This is a genomic window from Streptomyces sulfonofaciens (genome assembly GCF_014656295.1).
Classification (GTDB): domain Bacteria; phylum Actinomycetota; class Actinomycetes; order Streptomycetales; family Streptomycetaceae; genus Streptomyces; species Streptomyces sulfonofaciens.
In genome coordinates, this window is sequence record NZ_BNCD01000010.1 from 151,388 (window position 1) to 168,507 (window position 17,120).

Genomic DNA, 17,120 nt, shown 5'->3' on the forward strand with positions numbered 1-17,120 from the left:
CTAGTAACTGTCGACGGAGGACCGTGTTCCGTGTGGCGACCGGGGCCCGCGGTGCCGCGCCGGCACCGCGGGCCCCGGGAGCGGTCAGGCCTTGACCGGCTGCTGCGCCGCCTCGGCGATCTTCGGCTCCAGCTCACGGCTCACCCGGCGCTCCACGAAGAAGGCGGCCGTCGGGATCGTGCCCGCCAGCAGCACCCAGAGCAGTCGGCCGAAGGGCATCCGGGCCTTGGAGCCGAGGTCGAAGGCGAAGATCAGGTACACGACGTACAGCCAGCCGTGCGCGATGCCGACGGCGGTCACGAAGCCCGCGGCGCCGTCCATCTGGAACCCGTACTTCGCGATGCAGCCGAGGGTCAGCAGCACCAGGAGCACACCGGTGACGTAGGCCATGACGCGGTAGCGCGTCAGCACGCTTTTCCTCATGGCAGGAGGGTAACCGTCCGATTTGCGCGCTCTTCGGGCGCCCCCGGCTGTCGGCGCACCGGGCCCGTCAGGCGTCGTCGAAGTCCTTCGCCGCCACCCGCAGCGGCCTGAGTATCGCGAAGATCTCCCCGCACTCCTCCGCGTCGTAGGCGCCCAGGCCGAAGTCCATGGCCATCAGGTCGCGGGTGGCCGACTCCACCACCTCACGGCCCTTGTCGGTGATGGAGGCCAGGGTGCCGCGGCCGTCGTTGGGGTTGGGGCGCTTGGCCACCAGGCCGGAGCGCACCAGGCGGTCGACGGTGTTGGTCACCGAGGTGGGGTGCACCATCAGCCGTTCGCCGATCTTGGACATCGGCAGTTCGCCCGCCTTGGAGAAGGTGAGCAGCACCAGGGCCTCGTACCGTGCGAAGGTCAGACCGTACGGCCGGACGACCGCGTCGACCTCGGCGAGCAGGATCTGCTGGGCCCGCATGATCGAGGTGATGGCGGCCATGGACGGCACCGATCCCCAGCGCTGCTTCCACAGTTCCTCGGCGCGGGCGATCGGGTCGAACGCGAGACTGAGCGGCTTTGACACGCTTCCGACCTTACCCGTCCGCACTTTCCGGCCACCCGGATGGCGGGCACCAGCGTCTCACCCCTCGGCCGGACCGGCCCGCGCCACCGGCTCCCCCGCCTGCCGTCGCCCCTTCCCCGTCCGCCGTCGCCGTGCCCCGCCCGCACGCCGTGCCCGGCGCCCCGCCCGCCGTCGCGACTTGCGCACCCGCCGTGCCGCGGCCGCATCCGCCGCACACGTCGCCGTGGGCGCCGCCCCCGGGTCCGCGGGGTGGGCAACGGCCCCCGACCCGCCCGGGCCGACGGCACGCTCGCCGCCGCCCGGTGCCGCCCGGTGCGGCGAGCACGCCCGCCGCCTCGGCGGCACCGGGCCGGTGCTGGGCCGGTGCCGGGCCGGTGCCGGGCCCGAGCGCCTCCACCCGGCCGGACGTGGTGAGCGGCTCCGCGCCGCCCTGGCGGGCCACGGCGGCCCACGTCGCGCGGCACCGGGGCGCCGTGGACGGCACCCGCGGGACGGGAAGCCCGGGGTGCCGGCGCGGATGCCGGACCGCGGGCGGGCGACGGCGCTCGCCCACCGGCTCTAGATCGCCCCCGCCGGTCTCCGCGCCCCCGTCCTCGCTGCGCGACGCGGGGCCGCCGGCGGCGCGCGGTACGGGCACCGGGTGCGGTACGAGCGCGCGTCGCCGGGCACCGCACCGGCCGCGGGCGGTGCCTGACGGTGTCGCAGCCCGGACAAATGGGACATTCGTGCCAGGATGACCGCACACCACGACCGCACACCATGGCGGCGGGGGCCGCGGCTCCGGGCCCGTGGCCTGGCCCGCCACCACCTCGCCCAAGGGGAGCAGGATGTCCCGGCTGATCCGTACCTTCGCCGCTCTGGCGCTGCTCGGGGGGCTCGGGCCCCTGGCGGGATGTTCGTCCGACTCCGAGGCCGAGGAGACCGCGGTGCGGGGCCCGGCGCGCGAGGCGGCGGCCCCCTTCTGGGTGGACCCGGCGAGCCCGGCCGCCTGGCAGGCCGACGACTTCCAGCGGCACGGCAGGGAGGCCGACGCGCGGCTGCTCCAGCGGATCGCCCGGCAGCCCACGGCGATCTGGCCGGGCGGGGACGACCCCGGCCCGATGATGCGGGCGGCCACCGAGGGCGCGCGGAAGGAGGGCAGGACCGCGCTGTTCGTCGCGTACAACATCCCGCACCGGGACTGCGGCCAGCACTCGGCGGGCGGTGCCCCGGACGGGGCGGCCTACCGGCAGTGGATCGAGCGGTTCGCGTCGGCCCTCGGCGACGCGCGTGCCTGGGTGGTCCTGGAGCCCGACGCGGTCGCGCACGCCGTGGACGGCTGTACGCCGATGGAGTACCAGGCGGAGCGCTACGCGTTGCTCTCCCAGGCGATCGAACGGCTCAAGCGGCAGCCGCACACCCGGGTGTACCTGGACGCGGGCAACCCGGCCTGGATCTCCGATCCGGCGCGCCTGGTGGAACCGCTGGGGCACGCCGGGATCGCCGGTGCCGACGGCTTCGCGCTGAACGTGTCCAACTTCCAGACCACCGACACCGCCAAGGCGTACGGCCACAAGCTGTCCGCGGCCCTGCAGGGCATGGGCACCAAGCACTTCGTGATCGACACCAGCCGCAACGGCAACGGCCCGCTGGCCGGCGACCACAGCACGGCCTGGTGCAACCCGCCGGGCCGTGCCCTGGGCACCCCGCCGACCCTGAGGACCGGCGACCCGCTGGTGGACGCCTATCTGTGGATCAAGCGGCCGGGCGAGTCGGACGGGCAGTGCAGGGGCGGGCCCGCGGCGGGCACCTGGTGGCCGCAGTACGCGCTGGGGCTGGCCAGGGACGCCCACGGCTGACGGCACCGCACACCGCCCGGACGGACCCCGGACGGCCCCCGGGGGCCGGGGACCGGGCGGACCCCGACGGCCCTCGGCGGGCCGGGGCCCCGTCCATGCCGGTTCCCTAGTTGCCTCCCGTCGTCGAGCCGCTGACCTTCGTCGCCGCCCCGCCCACCCGGCTGACGGGCGTGAGCGGGTGCAGCGGCTCCGGTTCGGGCTCGGGGGCCGGTACCGCGGTCGCGGCAGGGGTGCGCACGGCGGTGGCGACGGCACGGGCCGGACGGCGCAGACGGGCCGCGACGAGGCCGCCCAGCCAGATCGCCGGCGGTCCGAAGCAGACGGCGAGGGCCAGGCAGGCCCAGGTCCGCATGGCCGCATGGGTGTGGTGCAGCACCACGGAGGCGGCGAGGGAGGCGACGAGCACCGCCGCCCAGGACAGGTGGATACGGAAGGTCATGATCCGGTCGGCGCCGCCCGTGCCGCCCTTGGGCGTGACGACGAACCGGCTCGGCCTGCGCAGCACCGCGCTCCACAGCGACCTGGCGTAGATGGGCGCCGACATCGCGGACATCACCATGCCCGCCAGACCTCCGGAGCCCTCCGGCTCGTGCGGCGAGACGTTGTGCCGCCGGTTCCACAGGTACAGGCCGATCTGCAACGCCGCCGCGTCGCTGTAGAGCATCAGCCACACGGACGCCGCGACCTGCGTCCCGGACGCGCCGAACCACAGGAACAGCACGCAGCTAACGATGCCCAGCAGCCAGTTGACGGCGGTCATCGGGTAGTAGACGAGCATCAGCGTGTACGAGAAGCAGCGTCCGGCGGGCATGGTGAACGGCGCCCTCCAGTACTGCTTGAGCAGCGTCTCGTAGGTGCCGCGCGACCAGCGCATCTGCTGGGTGAAGAAGTCCGTCCAGGTGACCGGGCCCTCCCCTATCGCCAGCACGTCCGGGGTGTAGACGGACCTCCAGAACCGCCCGGTGTAGGGGTTCCTGCGGCGGTGCAGCTCGAAGCCGGTGGCCATGTCCTCGGTGATCGAGTCGTACAGGCCGCCGATCTGGAGCAGGGCCGGGATGCGGACGACGTTGTTGGTGCCGACGAACATGGGTGCGCGGTAGCGGTTGCCGGCCCGCTGGATCAGGGCGTGGAAGAGGAACTGCTGCGACTCCGCGGCCTTGGTGACGGCCGAGTCGTAGTTGCCGTAGACCTGGGGCCCGACGACGAAGGCGACGTCCGGGTCGCGGAAGTAGCCCATCATCCGCTCCAGGAAGTTGGGCAGCGGTACGTGGTCGGTGTCGACGGAGGCGAAGTAGTCGTAGTCGCGGCCGTGCAGGGCGAGCCAGGCGTTGTAGTTGCCGTGCTTGGTGCCCGCCTTGTGGGGGCCCTTGGCGCGGTTCCACTCGGGCACGCCCCTGCGTGAGAAGTGCCGGACGCCGAGTTCGGCGCACAGGTCCTTGGCCTCGTCGCTGTCGCCCTCGTCCAGCAGCCACACGTCGAGCGCCCCGGCGTGCCGCACGCGCACGGCGCCCTGGAGGGTGGCGCGGACCATGGACAGCGGTTCCTTGCCGGGCACGTAGGTGGTCAGGAAGGCCACCCGTGTGCCCTCCTCGGGGACGACCGCTATCGGGTCGCGGGCGACGAGGGTGGCGTGCGCGATGGACAGCACGTTGACGAGCATGAACAGCTCGATGAGGCCGATGATGGCCAGCATCGCCATGTCGAGCACGGTCAGCCACGGCTGGGAGCCGTCGCGCTCGGTCCAGTGCGTGGGCCAGACGAGGTAGACGAGGAGGACCCCGGTGAGCACCGGCGCCAGCGCCATCAGGAGGACGGCGCGGACGCGGTGGGGCTCTTGGGCGAGCAGCGAGCGGTAACGGACCCGGTAGGGGTCCTCGTCCGGCTCGGTGAGGGGTCCTGCGAGCGTGCTGTGGGTGTCGTAGTCGTAGCCCTCCGGCCGCACAGCGCCCTCCATGTGGTGGTGTCGAAAGAGCCGCTACATCCACGAAAAGGGACATCACGGCCACTGTCGAACCAGGAGGGTCCGTGCGGGGGTGCCTCCGGCGGGCCGGGGCAGCCGCGTTGCCGGGCGGGAGCCCCGGCGTTGCGGGCGGGAGCGGCAGCGGTCCCGGGCGGGAGCCGCGGCGGCTCGGGACGGCGGGCCGCCCGCCTACGCCGAGAGGTGCCGCTCCACGGCCGCCACCTTGGAGGTGAGCGCATCGGTGACACCGGGACGGATGTCGGCCTTGAGGACGAGGGAGACCCGCGGCGCGCGCTCCTCGACGGCGGCGACGGCCCGCCGTACGACGTCCATCACCTCCTCCCACTCCCCCTCGATCGAGGTGAACATGGCGTCGGTGCGGTTCGGCAGGCCGGACTCGCGGACCACCCGGACGGCGTCGGCGACGTACTCGCCGACGTCCTCGCCGACGCCCAGCGGTGTCACCGAGAAGGCGACGATCATGCGTTCACCACTCCCTCGCGGCGCGCCCGGTCGGCGATCGCGGCGTCCCGGAACTCCCGCCTGAGCCTGCGCTCCGCGAAGAAGCCGCCGGTCGGCAGGACGGCCAGCACGAAGTAGAGGATGCCGGTGCCCTTCGACCACTTGGCACGCTTCCAGGCGTCCAGCCAGAAGAGCACGTACAGGATGAACAGCACGCCGTGGACGGAGCCCATGACCGGGACGGCGTTGAAGTCGGTGGTCCGCTTGAGCACCGAGCAGACGAGCAGCAGCAGGAAGGAGACGGCCTCCGGTGCGGAGACCAGCCTCAGGCGGCGGAGTGCGGTGGCGGTCTTGAGGTCCACGGGTCACCTTCGATGAGGAGTGCGACCGGCCCGGCGGGCCGGGGTGCCGGATTTCCGGGGGCCCGGCCGGCGCCGGGTCCGGGAAGCGTTCTTGTGAATACGGGCACAAGCATGCCCATTCTGACGCAGACCCGTTCCGCGGCCGCGCGCAGGGGTCCTGATCCCGACGGCAGTCCTGCGCCGGGATGTCCGCTACCGCTACGGTCGGGCACGTGGCTGTGTTTCGACTCCAGGGCAGCAGGATGCTGGCCGTCGAGCTGGACGGGGACGCCGTCAGGGCGAAGAGCGGCTCGATGGTCGCCTACGACGGCCGGATGACCTTCAAGAAGCTGACCGGCGGCGGCGAGGGCCTGCGCGGCATGGTGACCCGCCGGCTGACCGGCGAGCAACTGTCCGTGATGGAGGTGAAGGGACACGGCACCTGCTGGTTCGCGGACCGGGCCACGGAGATCAACCTGGTGCGCCTCACCGGCGACAGGCTGCACGTGGAGTCGGGCAACCTGCTGGTCACCGAGGCGGGTCTGCGCACCGGCACCACCTTCACCGGGCTGCGCGGCGCCTCGCAGGGCGGCGGCCTGTTCACCACCACCGTGGAGGGCCACGGGCAGGCGGCGATCATGTCGGAGGGGCCCGCGGTGGCGCTGCGGGTCTCGGACCGCCACCCGCTCACGGTGGACCCCGGCGCGTACGTCGCCCATCAGGGGAACGTACGGCAGAGCTTCCAGTCGGGTGTGACCTTCCGCACCTTCCTCGGCGAGGGCGGCGGCGAGGCCTTCCAGATCCGCTTCGAGGGCGAGGGCCTGGTGTACGTGCAGCCCAGCGAGCGCACCACCTTCGCAGGGGAGGTGTGAGATGCCCTTCCGTGCGGTCAACCCGAAGATGGTGGAGGCGACGGTGCTGCCGGGGCAGACCGTCTACAGCCAGCGCGGTGCGATGCTCGCCTACCGGGGCGAGGTGTCCTTCACGCCGAGCATCCGGGGCGGGCAGGGCGGCCTGATGTCGATGCTCGGCCGCCGGGTGGCCGGCGAGGCCGCCCCGCTGATGACGGTGGAGGGCAGTGGCACGGTGCTGTTCGGGCACGGCGGGCACCACATCGAGGTGATGGTCCTGGGCGGCGAGACCCTGTACGTCGAGGCGGACCGGCTGCTCGCGTTCGACGGGAGCCTGCGGCAGGGCACGATGTTCATGGGTTCGCAGGGCGGGGTGATGGGCATGGTGCGCGGGCAGGTGACCGGCCAGGGCCTGTTCACGACCACCCTCGCGGGCCACGGCAGCGCGGCGGTGCTGGCGCACGGCGGTGTGGTCGAGCTGCCCGTCGCACCGGACCACCCGGTCCACGTGGACCCGCAGGCCTACGTCGCCCACCGCGGCGAGGTGCGCAACAGGCTCTCCGCGGCGCTCGGCTGGCGGGAGATGGTGGGGCGGGGCTCAGGAGAGGCGTTCCAACTGGAGCTGTCCGGCACCGGCACCGTGTACGTCCAGGCATCGGAGGAAAAGCTGTGAGCGGTTGCCCGGCCGCCCAGGGACCCGTCGTCCACGACCCCTCGTCCCTGCCCGCCGACGACAACGTCAACGCGTACACCTTCTGCGTGGAACTGGCCGGCACCCAGTGGTTCCTCCAGAAGGGCAAGATGATCGCCTACTACGGCACGGTGGAGTTCGACGGCGTCGGGCACGGCCGTCTCGACCGGCTGGTGCGCACGTCCTTCCACTCCCCGCTGCACGCGAGCGACTGGGTGGTGGCCGGGGGACACGGCAAGATGCTGCTGGCCGACCGCGCCTTCGACGTGAACTCGTACGACCTCGACGACGGCAATCTGACGATCCGCTCCGGCAATCTGCTCGCTTTTCAGCCAAGTCTCTCGCTCAAGCAGTCCATCGTGCCGGGCTTCCTCACCCTCATCGGTACGGGGAAGTTCGTGGCCGCCTCCAACGGCCCGGTGGTCTTCATGGAGCCGCCGATCCGGGTGGATCCGCAGGCCCTGGTCGGCTGGGCCGACTGCCCCTCGCCCTGCCACCACTACGACCACGGGTACCTCACGGGTGTGCTCGGCGGGCTGCGGGCGCTGACGGGGGTCGGCGGGGCGTCCGGCGAGGAGCACCAGTTCGAGTTCGTGGGGGCGGGCACCGTGCTGCTGCAGTCCACCGAGACGCTGATGCCCGAGCGGGCCGTCGGGGAGGTGGCGCGGGGGGCCGGTGTGCCCGGCGGCGGCCCCTGCGGGCCGGAGGGCGGGCCGGGGGCGGGGTCGCGCCCGTCCGGACAGCTCGGCGGACTCCAGCGTCGCTTCGGGCTGTGAGCGGTAGTCTGCGCAGTGTGACGCCGACGAGGGCGCGCACCCCTCCCCCGTCGGCTCGAAGTCAGGGGAGGTGCCCCTGATCACAGCGACTTACTCGTTCGTATTTCAACTTCTTAGGTAGAATCGATTCCATGGAGACCGAGACGGCCACGCGCTGGCTGACCGACGCGGAACAGTGCGCGTGGCGCACTCATCTCGACGTCAACCGGCTGCTGGTTTACCAGTTGGAGAAGGACCTGCAGCCCTTCGGGCTGACCATGAACGACTACGAGATCCTGGTCAATCTCTCGGAGTCCGAGGACCAGCGGATGCGGATGAGCGATCTGGCCTCGGCCACCCTGCAGTCCAAGAGCCGCCTCTCGCACCAGATCACCCGCATGGAGGGGGCCGGTCTGGTGCGGCGGGAGAACTGCGAGTCCGACCGGCGCGGCCTGTACGCGGTGCTCACCGACCTCGGCATGGAGACCATGCGGAAGGCCGCGCCTCACCACGTCGACTCCGTCCGGCGGCACTTCATCGACCTGCTCTCCCCCGAGGCCCTGGCCGAGCTGCACACCTCGCTCGCCCCGATCGCGGAGCACCTGCGCGCCCAGCGCAACCGCGCCTGACGGCCGAGAGGGGCGCGGAGGTGCCCCGGCCGGACCCGGGGCGCCTCGGACGACCACCGCACACCCGCGGCCGGCTCCCGGGCGCCCGGGAGCCCCGCCCCCCGAGGGGCGGGGAAGGGTGCACGAAGGACGCGGCGGGCCCACGCCCCGCCTCGCCCGGGCTCAGTGCCGCGTGACGCCCGCCACCAACTCGTCCGCGGCGCCGTAGGGATCGAGTTCTCCCGAGACGACCCGCTCGGCCAGGGCGCTCACGCGCCGGTCCCCGTGCAGGTCCCCGATCCGCTCGCGGAGCGCGGTGACCGCGATGGTCTCGATCTCCTTCGCCGCACGGGCCAGCCGGCGCCCGGCGAGCACCCCGCGCTCCTCCATCCAGGCCCGGTGCTTCTCCAGGGCCTCCACGACCTCCTCGACGCCTTCCTGCCGGGCGGCGACGGTCTTCACGATGGGCGGGCGCCAGTCGTCCGGAGCTCGGGACTCGCCGAGGCCGAGCATGTGGTTGAGCTCGCGGACGGTGGCATCGGCGCCGTCCCGGTCGGCCTTGTTCACGACGTAGACGTCGCCGATCTCCAGGATGCCGGCCTTCGCGGCCTGGATGCCGTCGCCCATCCCCGGCGCCAGCAGGACCACGGAGGTGTCGGCCTGCGAGGCGATCTCCACCTCGGACTGCCCGACCCCCACCGTCTCGACCAGGACCACGTCGCACCCGGCCGCGTCCAGTACCCGGATGGCCTGCGGGGCGGCCCAGGCGAGGCCCCCGAGGTGGCCGCGGGTGGCCATCGAGCGGATGTAGACGCCCGGGTCCGAGGCGTGCTCCGACATCCGCACCCGGTCGCCCAGCAGCGCTCCCCCGGAGAACGGCGACGACGGGTCCACGGCCAGCACACCGACCCGCTTCCCGGTCCGCCGGTAGGCCGTCACCAGCGCGGAGGTCGAGGTCGACTTGCCGACGCCGGGCGATCCGGTGAGCCCGACGACGTACGCCCGGCCGGCCAGCGGCGCCAGGGCCGCCATGACCTCCCTCAGTTGCCCGGAGGCCCCCTCCACCAGGGAGATCAGCCGCGCCACAGCCCGCGGTCTGCCCTCCCTGGCCTGGGCGACCAGCGTGGCGACATCCTGCATCACAGCTCCGTTCGTCCGCACGGCCCGCGGCCGCGGCCGCGGTACCACCACCGCAGGCCCGCCGCGGACCTGCTCCTCGGGCGCGCCTGCTGGCTCGACGGCGCGTGCCCTCAGGCGCCGGGCACCCGCACGATCAGGGCGTCCCCCTGGCCGCCGCCACCGCACAGGCCCGCCGCGCCCACGCCGCCGCCGCGCCGCTTCAGCTCCAGCGCGAGGTGCAGCACGAGCCGCGCACCGGACATCCCGATCGGGTGACCGAGGGCGATCGCGCCGCCGTTGACGTTCACCCTTTCAGACGACACGTCCAGGTCCTTCATCGACTGCACGAGGACCGCCGCGAACGCTTCGTTGATCTCGATCAGGTCGAGGTCCTGGACGGTGAGCCCCTGCTTCTTCAGGGCGTGCTGGATGGCGCCTGAGGGCTGGGAGTGCAGGGAGTTGTCCGGTCCCGCGACGTTGCCGTGCGCGCCGATCTCGGCGAGCCAGGTGAGGCCGAGCGCCTCGGCCCGCGCCCTGCTCATCACGACGACCGCCGCGGCGCCGTCGGAGATCTGCGAGGAGGAGCCCGCGGTGATGGTGCCCTCCGCGTGGAAGGCCGGCCGCAGCCGGGCCAGGGTCTCGACCGTGGTGTCGGCCCTGATGCCCTCGTCCGCGGCGAGGACGACCGGCTCGCCGCGCCGCTGCGGGATCCGCACGGGCGTGATCTCCTCGTCGAAGAGCCCGGCTTCCCGAGCGGCGGCGGCCCGCTGGTGCGAGAGCGCGGCGAGGGCGTCCTGCTCGGCCCGGCCGATGCGCAGCCGGGCGTTGTGCCGCTCGGTGGACTCGCCCATGGCGATGTCCTCGAAGGAGTCGGTCAGGCCGTCGTGCGCCATGGCGTCCAGCATCTCGATGGCGCCGTACTTGAAGCCCTTGCGGGATCCCGGCAGCAGGTGCGGGGCGTTGGTCATGGACTCCTGGCCGCCGGCGACGACCACGTCGAACTCACCGGCGCGGATGAGCTGGTCGGCGAGCGCGATGGCGTCGAGTCCGGACAGGCAGACCTTGTTGACGGTGAGCGCGGGGACGTCCATGGGGATGCCCGCCTTGACGGCGGCCTGCCGCGCCGGGATCTGGCCGGCGCCGGCCTGCAGCACCTGCCCCATGATCACGTACTGCACCTGGTCGCCGCTGATCCCGGCCCGTTCGAGTGCGGCCCTGATGGCGAAGCCGCCCAGGTCGGCGCCCGTGAAGGGCGACAGGGAGCCGAGCAGCCGCCCCATCGGGGTGCGGGCGCCCGCGACGATCACTGAGGTGGTGCCGTTGGTTGCAGACATGACGTGCGATTCCCTTTCCAGCGTACGGCTGAGACGGCGGCCGGCCGAGCGGGCCGGCCGCCCGGGTGGCGGGACGGGTGGCGGGACGGGTACGGCGCGGGCGGCGCCGGACCGGCCACCGCGCGCGTCCCGCGGACCACCCGTACGGCCGATAACGGCCGTACGGCCGATACGGCCCATACGACTGATGCGGCGAGGAGTGGATGAGGGGTAGTAGGGCGGATACGGCAGATGATGCAGACGGACCTTCGACAACTGCGGGAGTGACATCGGTACTCCCGGGCTCTCGGGTCCCCGGGGCCCCGGCCGCGGTGCGGTGGGGCGGACAGGGGCAGTGAACGATGGTTCACTTGAATGTACTGGCCGGTACGCCGTCCGTCATCGTCGCGGTAGTGTGATCGCGCGCACGTTGCGTAACCACACCCCGAGACGCTGCACTGTGGGCCATGCTGACGAGAATCGACCACATCGGAATCGCCTGCTTCGACCTGGACGCGACCGTCGAGTTCTACCGCGCGACCTACGGCTTCGAGGTGCACCACACCGAGGTCAACGAGGAGCAGGGCGTGCGCGAGGCCATGCTGCGGATCAACACCACGGACGACGGCGGCGCCTCCTACCTGCAACTGCTCGAACCGGTCCGGGAGGACTGCGCCGTCGCCAAGTGGCTCGCCAAGAACGGGGAGGGCGTGCACCACATCGCCTTCGGCACGCCGGACGTCGCCGCCGACGCCGCGGACATCGGGGACAAGGGCGTGCGCGTCCTCTACGACAGCCCGCGCACCGGCTCGATGGGCTCGCAGATCACCTTCCTGCACCCGAAGGACTGTCACGGTGTGCTCACCGAACTGGTGACGTCCGCCCCGGCCCGGCCCGCCGCGCCGCCCGAGCACTGACCCCCTGCGGGCCCGGCCCCGCAGGCCGCCCGCCGTGCCCGCCGTGCCCCGGCGCGGGCGTACGCGGTGCGCCCGGCGGAAAAGCCCCTCGGCCAGGCCAACCGGAAATGCGGGAACGGTAGGGTTGTCAGCGGTCGTCCGGGCTTGGAGTTTCACCAGTGGCGGCCGCGACCGGGGTCCGGGTTTCGGGGGGCGAGCGTCGGGGCACCAGCCCGTGTTCCGCCGTTGATCTGACACCATTTCCCCGGGGGCCCTGTCCGGTCGGACGGGCGGGGCTCGTTCGGAGAACTTGCGACCATGGGACGGATGGGACCGCATAGTGCGGGGCTACGAACGCCAGGAGCGAGAGCGGGCTGAGGTCGACCACCTCTCTCGGTTCGAGGCCGAGATGGAGCGGCTGAAGACCGAGCGGGAGAAGGCCGTCCAGCACGCCGAGGACCTCGGCTATCAGGTCGAGGTGTTGCGCGCCAAGCTGCACGAGGCGCGCCGTGCTCTGGCGACCCGTCCCGCCTACGACGGCGGCGACATCGGCTACCAGGCCGAGCAGATGCTGCGCAATGCCCAGACCCAGGCCGACCAGCTTCGCGCCGACGCCGAGCGCGAGCTGCGCGAGGCCCGCGCACAGACCCAGCGCATCCTCCAGGAGCACGCGGAGCAGCAGGCCAGGATGCAGGCGGAGCTGCACGCGGAGGCCGTCTCCCGCCGCCAGCAGCTCGACCAGGAGCTGGCCGAGCGCCGCGCCACCGTCGAGTCCCACGTCAACGAGAACGTCGCCTGGGCCGAGCAACTCCGCGCCCGCACCGAGCAGCAGGCCCGCCGGCTCCTGGACGAGTCGAGGGCCGAGGCCGACCAGGCCATCACGGCCGCCCGCGCCGACGCCGAGCGGCTGACCGCCCAGGCCCGCCAGCGGCTGACCGAGGAGGCGGAGGCGGCCCGGGCCGAGGCGGAGGCGCTGCTGCGCCGCGCCCGCGCCGACGCCGAGCGGATGCTGAACGCCGCCTCAACCCAGGCCCAGGAGGCCACCGACCACGCGGAGGCGCTGCGCAGTTCCACGGCCAGCGAGTCGGAGCAAGCTCGGCGGCGCGCCGCCGAGCTGAGCCGGGCCGCAGAGCAGCGGATGGCCGAGGCCGAGAGGGCCCTTCGGCAGGCCCAGGCCGACGCGGAGAAGGTCCTCACCCAGGCCAAGGAGGAGGCGGCCAAGCGGATCGCCGGCGCCGAGGCCACCAACGAGCAGCGCACCCGTACGGCCAAGGAGCAGGTCGCGCGGCTGGTCGCCGAGGCCACCAAGGAGGCGGAGGCAGGCAAGGCGGAGGCCGAGCAGCTCGTCGCCGACGCCAGGGCCGAGGGCGAGAAGCTGATCGCCCAGGCCGCCGAGAAGGCCCGTACGGTCACCGCGGAGGAGACCGCCTCCCAACTGGCCAAGGCCGCGCACACCGCGGAGGAGGTGGTCACCAAGGCGTCCGACGATGCCAAGGCGACCACCAAGGCCGCCGCCGAGGAGGCCGAGCGGATCCGCCGCGAGGCGGAGCAGGAGGCCGACCGGCTCCGCTCCGAGGCGCACGACATCGCCGAGCAGCTCAAGGGCGCCGCCAAGGACGACACCAAGGAGTACCGCGCCAAGACGGTCGAGCTCCAGGAAGAGGCGCGCCGGCTGCGCGGCGAGGCCGAGCAACTGCGTGCCGAGGCGGTGGCCGAGGGCGAGCGGATCCGCGGCGAGGCGCGCCGCGAGGCCGTGCAGCAGATCGAGGAGGCGGCGAACAGCGCCGAGGAGCTGCTGACCAAGGCCAAGGCCGACGCGCACGAGATGCGCACCACCGCGAGGACCGAGTCGGAGAAGGTGCGCACCGACGCCATCGAGCGTGCCACCGCCCTGCGCAAGCAGGCCGACGAGGCGATGGAGCGCAGCCGCGCCGAGGCCGAGCGGCAGCGCACGGAGGCCGCCGAGCAGGCCGAGAAGGTCAGGTCGGAGGCGGACCGCGCCGCACGGGAGCGGCAGGAGGAGACCGCGCGGGCGATCGCGGCCCGGGAGGCGGAGTCCGACCGTGAGGTGGCGCGCAAGCACGCCGAGGCCGAGGAACGGCTGACCGCCGCCGAGCAGGCCCTGAAGGACGCGCGCAACGAGGCAGAACGGCTGCGCAGCAAGGCCGCGCAGGAGACGGACCGGCTGCGCACCGAGGCGGCCGAGCGCATCAGGACCCTCCAGACGCAGGCCGAGGCGGAGGCGGAACGGCTGCGCACGGAGGCCGCGGCGGACGCGTCGGCGGCCCGTGCCGAGGGCGAGAACATCGCCGTGCGGCTGCGTTCCGAGGCCGCCGCGGAGGCCGAGCAGCTCAAGTCGGAGGCCCAGGACTCCGCGGACCGCATCCGCAGCGAGGCCGCCGCCGCCGCCGAGCGGGTCGGCGCGGAGGCCGCCGAGGCGCTGTCGGCCGCCCAGGAGGAGGCCGCGCGGCGGCGCCGCGAGGCCGAGGAACTGCTCGGCTCGGCCCGCGCGGAGGCCGACCAGGAGCGCGAACGGGCCCGCGAGCAGAGCGAGGACCTGCTGGCCTCCGCGCGCAAGCGGGTGGCGGAGGCCCAGGCGGAGGCGGTGCGGCTGGTCGACGAGGCCGACCGGCGCGCCGGCGAGTTGGTCTCCGCCGCGGAGCAGACCGCCCAGTCGGTGCGGGACTCGGTGGCCGGGCTGCACGAACAGGCCCAGGAGGAGATCGCCGGGCTCAGGTCGGCGGCGGAGCACGCCGCGGAACGCCTCCGTGCCGAGGCGCAGGAGGAGTCCGAGCGGGTCCGTTCCGACGCCTATGCCGAGCGGGAGCGGGCCGGCGAGGACGCGAGCCGCATCAGGCGCGAGGCGCAGGAGGAGTCCGGCGCCGCCAAGGCGCTCGCCGAACGGACCGTCAACGAGGCGATCGCCGAGGCCGACCGGCTGCGCACCGAGGCCCGCGAGGACGCCAACAAGCGCAGGTCCGACGCCGCGGAGCAGGCCGACAAGCTGATCGCGGAGGCCACCGGCGAGGCGGAGCGGGTGCGTGCCGAGGCCGCGGAGACGCTCGGCTCCGCGCAGCAGCACGCCGAGCGCACCCGCACCGAGGCGGAGCGCGTCAGGACGGAGGCGGCCGCGGAGGCCGAGCGGGTCACCACCGCGGCCCGCGAGGAGGCGGACCGGCTGCTGGACGAGGCGCGCAAGGACGCCAACAAGCGCCGCTCCGAGGCCGCCGAGCAGGCCGACACCCTCATCACCGAGGTCGCGGCGGAGGCGGACAAGCTCACCGCCCAGGCCCAGCAGGCCGCGCAGCGCACCACGGCGGAGGCCGAGACGCAGGCCGACACCATGGTCGGTGCGGCCCGCAGCGAGGCCGAGCGGCTGGTCTCCGAGGCGACCATCGAGGGCAACTCGCTGGTGGAGAAGGCCCGCGCGGACGCCGACGAGCTGCTGGTCGGCGCGCGCCGGGACGCCACCGCCATCCGGGAGCGCGCCGAGGAGCTGCGCGAGCGGATCACCAGCGAGATCGAGAAGCTGCACGACCGGGCCCGGCGGGAGTCGGCGGAGGCGATGAAGTCCGCGGGCGAGCGCTGCGACGCACTGGTACGGGCCGCGGAGGAGCAGCGCGCCGAGGCGGAGGCCAAGGCGTCGGAACTGCTGGCGAAGGCCAACTCCGAGGCCAGCAGCATCCGCATCGCCGCGGTCAAGAAGGCCGAGACGCTGATCAAGGAGGCCGAGCAGAAGAACGCCGAGGCGACCCGCGACGCCGAGCGGATGAGGAGCGAGGCCGAGGCGGAGGCGCACCGGATCGTCACGGAGGGCAAGCACGAACTGGACGTGCTGGCCCGCCGCCGCGAGGACATCAACGCCGAGATCTCCCGGGTGCAGGACGTGCTGGAGGCGCTGGAGTCCTTCGAGGCTCCGGCCTCCGGCAGCGGCAAGTCGGGCTCGGGCGGCGGTGCGGGTGGCTCGGGGGTCAAAGCGGCCGCAGGAGCGGGTGCAACTCCTTCGAGTGGCAAGTCGAAGGAAAGCTAGCCAGGCGGGTAACTTCTGTGGTTATAGGGACCCTTGGGGCTCCGCTGGCAAGAGGTGCGGCGGTTCCCCACCCAAAAGGGGTGTCAATCTCCAGATCAAACGGGCATCTGCTCGATGCCACGCCGTTTGGACCCCTAGGATTCCCTCTATCACCTCACCGGTCTCATTCGACAGGAACCCCATGAGCGACACTTCCCCCTATGGCTTCGAGCTTGTGCGGCGTGGGTACGACCGCGCTCAGGTGGACGAACGGATTTCCAAGCTCGTCTCCGATCGTGACGGCGCCCTCGCCCGCATCACCGCTCTGGAAAAGCGCATCGAAGAGCTCCACCTCGAGACGCAGAACGCTCAGGCCGCGATCAACGACTCCGAACCGTCGTACGCCGGTCTGGGCGCCCGCGTCGAGAAGATCCTCCGGCTCGCCGAGGAAGAGGCGAAGGATCTGCGCGAGGAGGCCCGGCGCGCTTCCGAACAGCACCGCGAGCTGGCCGAGTCGGCGGCCCAGCAGGTGCGCAACGACGCCGAGTCCTTCGCCGCGGAGCGCAAGGCCAAGGCGGAGGACGAGGGCGCGCGGATCGTCGAGAAGGCCAAGGGCGAGGCCAGTGCGCTGCGCTCCGAGGCGCAGAAGGACGCGCAGTCCAAGCGCGAGGAGGCGGACGCCCTCTTCGAGGAGACCCGTGCGAAGGCCGCGCAGGCCGCCGCCGACTTCGAGACGAACCTCGCCAAGCGCCGGGAGCAGTCCGAGCGGGACCTGGCGTCGCGTCAGGCGAAGGCCGAGAAGCGGCTGGCGGAGATCGAGCACCGGGCGGAGCAGTTGCGTCTGGAGGCCGAGAAGCTGCGGACCGACGCGGAGCGCCGCGCCCGGCAGACGGTGGAGACGGCGCAGCGCCAGGCCGAGGACATCGTGGCCGACGCGAACGCCAAGGCGGACCGCATCCGCAGCGAGTCCGAGCGGGAGCTCGCGGCGCTCACCAACCGGCGCGACTCCATCAACGCCCAGCTCACCAACGTGCGGGAGATGCTGGCGACCCTCACGGGTGCGGCCGTGGCCGCGACGGGTGTGCCGGCGGACGACGAGCCGGTGTCCCGCGGGGTGCCGGCCCAGCAGAGCCGCTGACCCTTTGGCATTCGGATGCCCCGTACCGCTGCGGCGGTACGGGGCACTGTTTTTTGTCCATGGCCGGTATTTCGCCCGTCGCCGGGCATTGCCCCTTGACCGGTAAAGGGAGGAACAAAGCGCGGCACGCCGGAACGCC

15 protein-coding genes are annotated in these 17,120 nt (G+C 73.0%); 8 read left to right on the forward strand and 7 right to left on the reverse strand.

Translation table 11 applies throughout. The annotated features are described in order from the left end of the window. Positions 1-84: 84 nt before the first annotated feature. The gene (locus tag IE313_RS17920; RefSeq protein WP_189933331.1) at positions 85-423 is read right to left on the reverse strand and encodes a DUF3817 domain-containing protein; all 339 of its coding nucleotides are present in this window, start codon (positions 421-423) and stop codon (positions 85-87) included. Between the two features lie 67 nt (positions 424-490). Next, complete coding sequence (locus IE313_RS17925; RefSeq protein WP_189933333.1) at positions 491-1,000, reverse strand: MarR family winged helix-turn-helix transcriptional regulator; 510 nt, start codon at positions 998-1,000, stop codon at positions 491-493. An 827-nt stretch (positions 1,001-1,827) separates the two neighbouring features. Here IE313_RS17925 and IE313_RS17930 point away from each other — a divergent pair. After that, positions 1,828-2,838, forward strand: coding sequence for a glycoside hydrolase family 6 protein (locus IE313_RS17930; protein WP_189933335.1), 1,011 nt, complete (start codon positions 1,828-1,830; stop codon positions 2,836-2,838). A gap of 106 nt (positions 2,839-2,944) precedes the next feature. Here the strand turns inward: IE313_RS17930 and IE313_RS17935 are convergent, their stop codons facing one another. The 3 genes from IE313_RS17935 to IE313_RS17945 all read right to left on the reverse strand — a co-directional run bounded on the left by IE313_RS17935 (position 2,945) and on the right by IE313_RS17945 (position 5,622). Beyond that, complete coding sequence (locus IE313_RS17935; protein WP_229924736.1) at positions 2,945-4,792, reverse strand: glycosyltransferase family 2 protein; 1,848 nt, start codon at positions 4,790-4,792, stop codon at positions 2,945-2,947. Between the two features lie 195 nt (positions 4,793-4,987). Beyond that, positions 4,988-5,281: an MTH1187 family thiamine-binding protein gene (locus IE313_RS17940; protein ID WP_189933337.1), complete on the reverse strand. Its 294-nt coding sequence runs from the start codon at positions 5,279-5,281 to the stop codon at positions 4,988-4,990. Further along, entirely contained in the window at positions 5,278-5,622 is a 345-nt protein-coding gene (locus tag IE313_RS17945) for a DUF3817 domain-containing protein (RefSeq protein WP_189933339.1), read from the reverse strand. Before IE313_RS17945 ends, IE313_RS17940 begins: the two co-directional genes overlap by 4 nt. Before the next feature lie 212 nt (positions 5,623-5,834). Between IE313_RS17945 and IE313_RS17950 the strand changes: the two genes are divergently transcribed. From IE313_RS17950 to IE313_RS17965, 4 genes are all read left to right on the forward strand, one after another. Further along, positions 5,835-6,473, forward strand: a complete 639-nt coding sequence (locus tag IE313_RS17950; RefSeq protein ID WP_229924737.1) for an AIM24 family protein — start codon at positions 5,835-5,837, stop codon at positions 6,471-6,473. 1 nt (position 6,474) lies between these two features. Beyond that, positions 6,475-7,125: an AIM24 family protein gene (locus tag IE313_RS17955; RefSeq protein ID WP_189933343.1), complete on the forward strand. Its 651-nt coding sequence runs from the start codon at positions 6,475-6,477 to the stop codon at positions 7,123-7,125. Then, the gene (locus tag IE313_RS17960; protein WP_189933345.1) at positions 7,122-7,919 is read left to right on the forward strand and encodes an AIM24 family protein; all 798 of its coding nucleotides are present in this window, start codon (positions 7,122-7,124) and stop codon (positions 7,917-7,919) included. The genes IE313_RS17955 and IE313_RS17960 overlap by 4 nt, the downstream gene beginning before the upstream one ends. Positions 7,920-8,050: 131 nt before the next feature. Beyond that, complete coding sequence (locus tag IE313_RS17965; RefSeq protein ID WP_189933347.1) at positions 8,051-8,527, forward strand: MarR family winged helix-turn-helix transcriptional regulator; 477 nt, start codon at positions 8,051-8,053, stop codon at positions 8,525-8,527. A 162-nt stretch (positions 8,528-8,689) separates the two neighbouring features. Here IE313_RS17965 and meaB read toward each other — a convergent pair whose 3' ends face one another. Beyond that, a complete protein-coding gene (gene meaB / locus IE313_RS17970) occupies positions 8,690-9,646 on the reverse strand; it encodes a methylmalonyl Co-A mutase-associated GTPase MeaB (protein ID WP_189933349.1) in 957 nt (318 codons plus the stop codon). 110 nt (positions 9,647-9,756) lie between these two features. Further along, a complete protein-coding gene (locus tag IE313_RS17975; protein ID WP_189933350.1) occupies positions 9,757-10,959 on the reverse strand; it encodes an acetyl-CoA C-acetyltransferase in 1,203 nt (400 codons plus the stop codon). A gap of 446 nt (positions 10,960-11,405) precedes the next feature. Here IE313_RS17975 and mce point away from each other — a divergent pair, with 446 nt between their 5' ends. The 3 genes from mce (at position 11,406) to IE313_RS17990 (ending at position 16,981) form a co-directional block, all read left to right on the forward strand. Further along, positions 11,406-11,855, forward strand: coding sequence for a methylmalonyl-CoA epimerase (mce, locus tag IE313_RS17980; RefSeq protein WP_189933352.1), 450 nt, complete (start codon positions 11,406-11,408; stop codon positions 11,853-11,855). Between the two features lie 319 nt (positions 11,856-12,174). Further along, on the forward strand, positions 12,175-15,864 hold the full coding sequence (scy, locus tag IE313_RS17985) for a polarized growth protein Scy (protein ID WP_189933354.1): 3,690 nt from the start codon (positions 12,175-12,177) through the stop codon (positions 15,862-15,864). 181 nt (positions 15,865-16,045) lie between these two features. Then, positions 16,046-16,981, forward strand: a complete 936-nt coding sequence (locus IE313_RS17990) for a coiled-coil domain-containing protein (protein WP_189933356.1) — start codon at positions 16,046-16,048, stop codon at positions 16,979-16,981. Positions 16,982-17,120 lie beyond the last annotated feature (139 nt).

Bases quoted from the DNA above. Each gene is read 5' to 3' on its own strand.
- IE313_RS17920 (WP_189933331.1), bottom strand. From the start codon at position 423: ATGAGGAAAAGCGTGCTGACGCGCTACCGCGTCATGGCCTACGTCACC.
- IE313_RS17930 (WP_189933335.1), top strand. From the start codon at position 1,828: ATGTCCCGGCTGATCCGTACCTTCGCCGCTCTGGCGCTGCTCGGGGGG.
- IE313_RS17935 (WP_229924736.1), bottom strand. From the start codon at position 4,792: ATGGAGGGCGCTGTGCGGCCGGAGGGCTACGACTACGACACCCACAGC.
- IE313_RS17940 (WP_189933337.1), bottom strand. From the start codon at position 5,281: ATGATCGTCGCCTTCTCGGTGACACCGCTGGGCGTCGGCGAGGACGTC.
- IE313_RS17955 (WP_189933343.1), top strand. From the start codon at position 6,475: ATGCCCTTCCGTGCGGTCAACCCGAAGATGGTGGAGGCGACGGTGCTG.
- IE313_RS17965 (WP_189933347.1), top strand. From the start codon at position 8,051: ATGGAGACCGAGACGGCCACGCGCTGGCTGACCGACGCGGAACAGTGC.
- meaB (WP_189933349.1), bottom strand. From the start codon at position 9,646: ATGCAGGATGTCGCCACGCTGGTCGCCCAGGCCAGGGAGGGCAGACCG.
- IE313_RS17975 (WP_189933350.1), bottom strand. From the start codon at position 10,959: ATGTCTGCAACCAACGGCACCACCTCAGTGATCGTCGCGGGCGCCCGC.
- mce (WP_189933352.1), top strand. From the start codon at position 11,406: ATGCTGACGAGAATCGACCACATCGGAATCGCCTGCTTCGACCTGGAC.
- IE313_RS17990 (WP_189933356.1), top strand. From the start codon at position 16,046: ATGAGCGACACTTCCCCCTATGGCTTCGAGCTTGTGCGGCGTGGGTAC.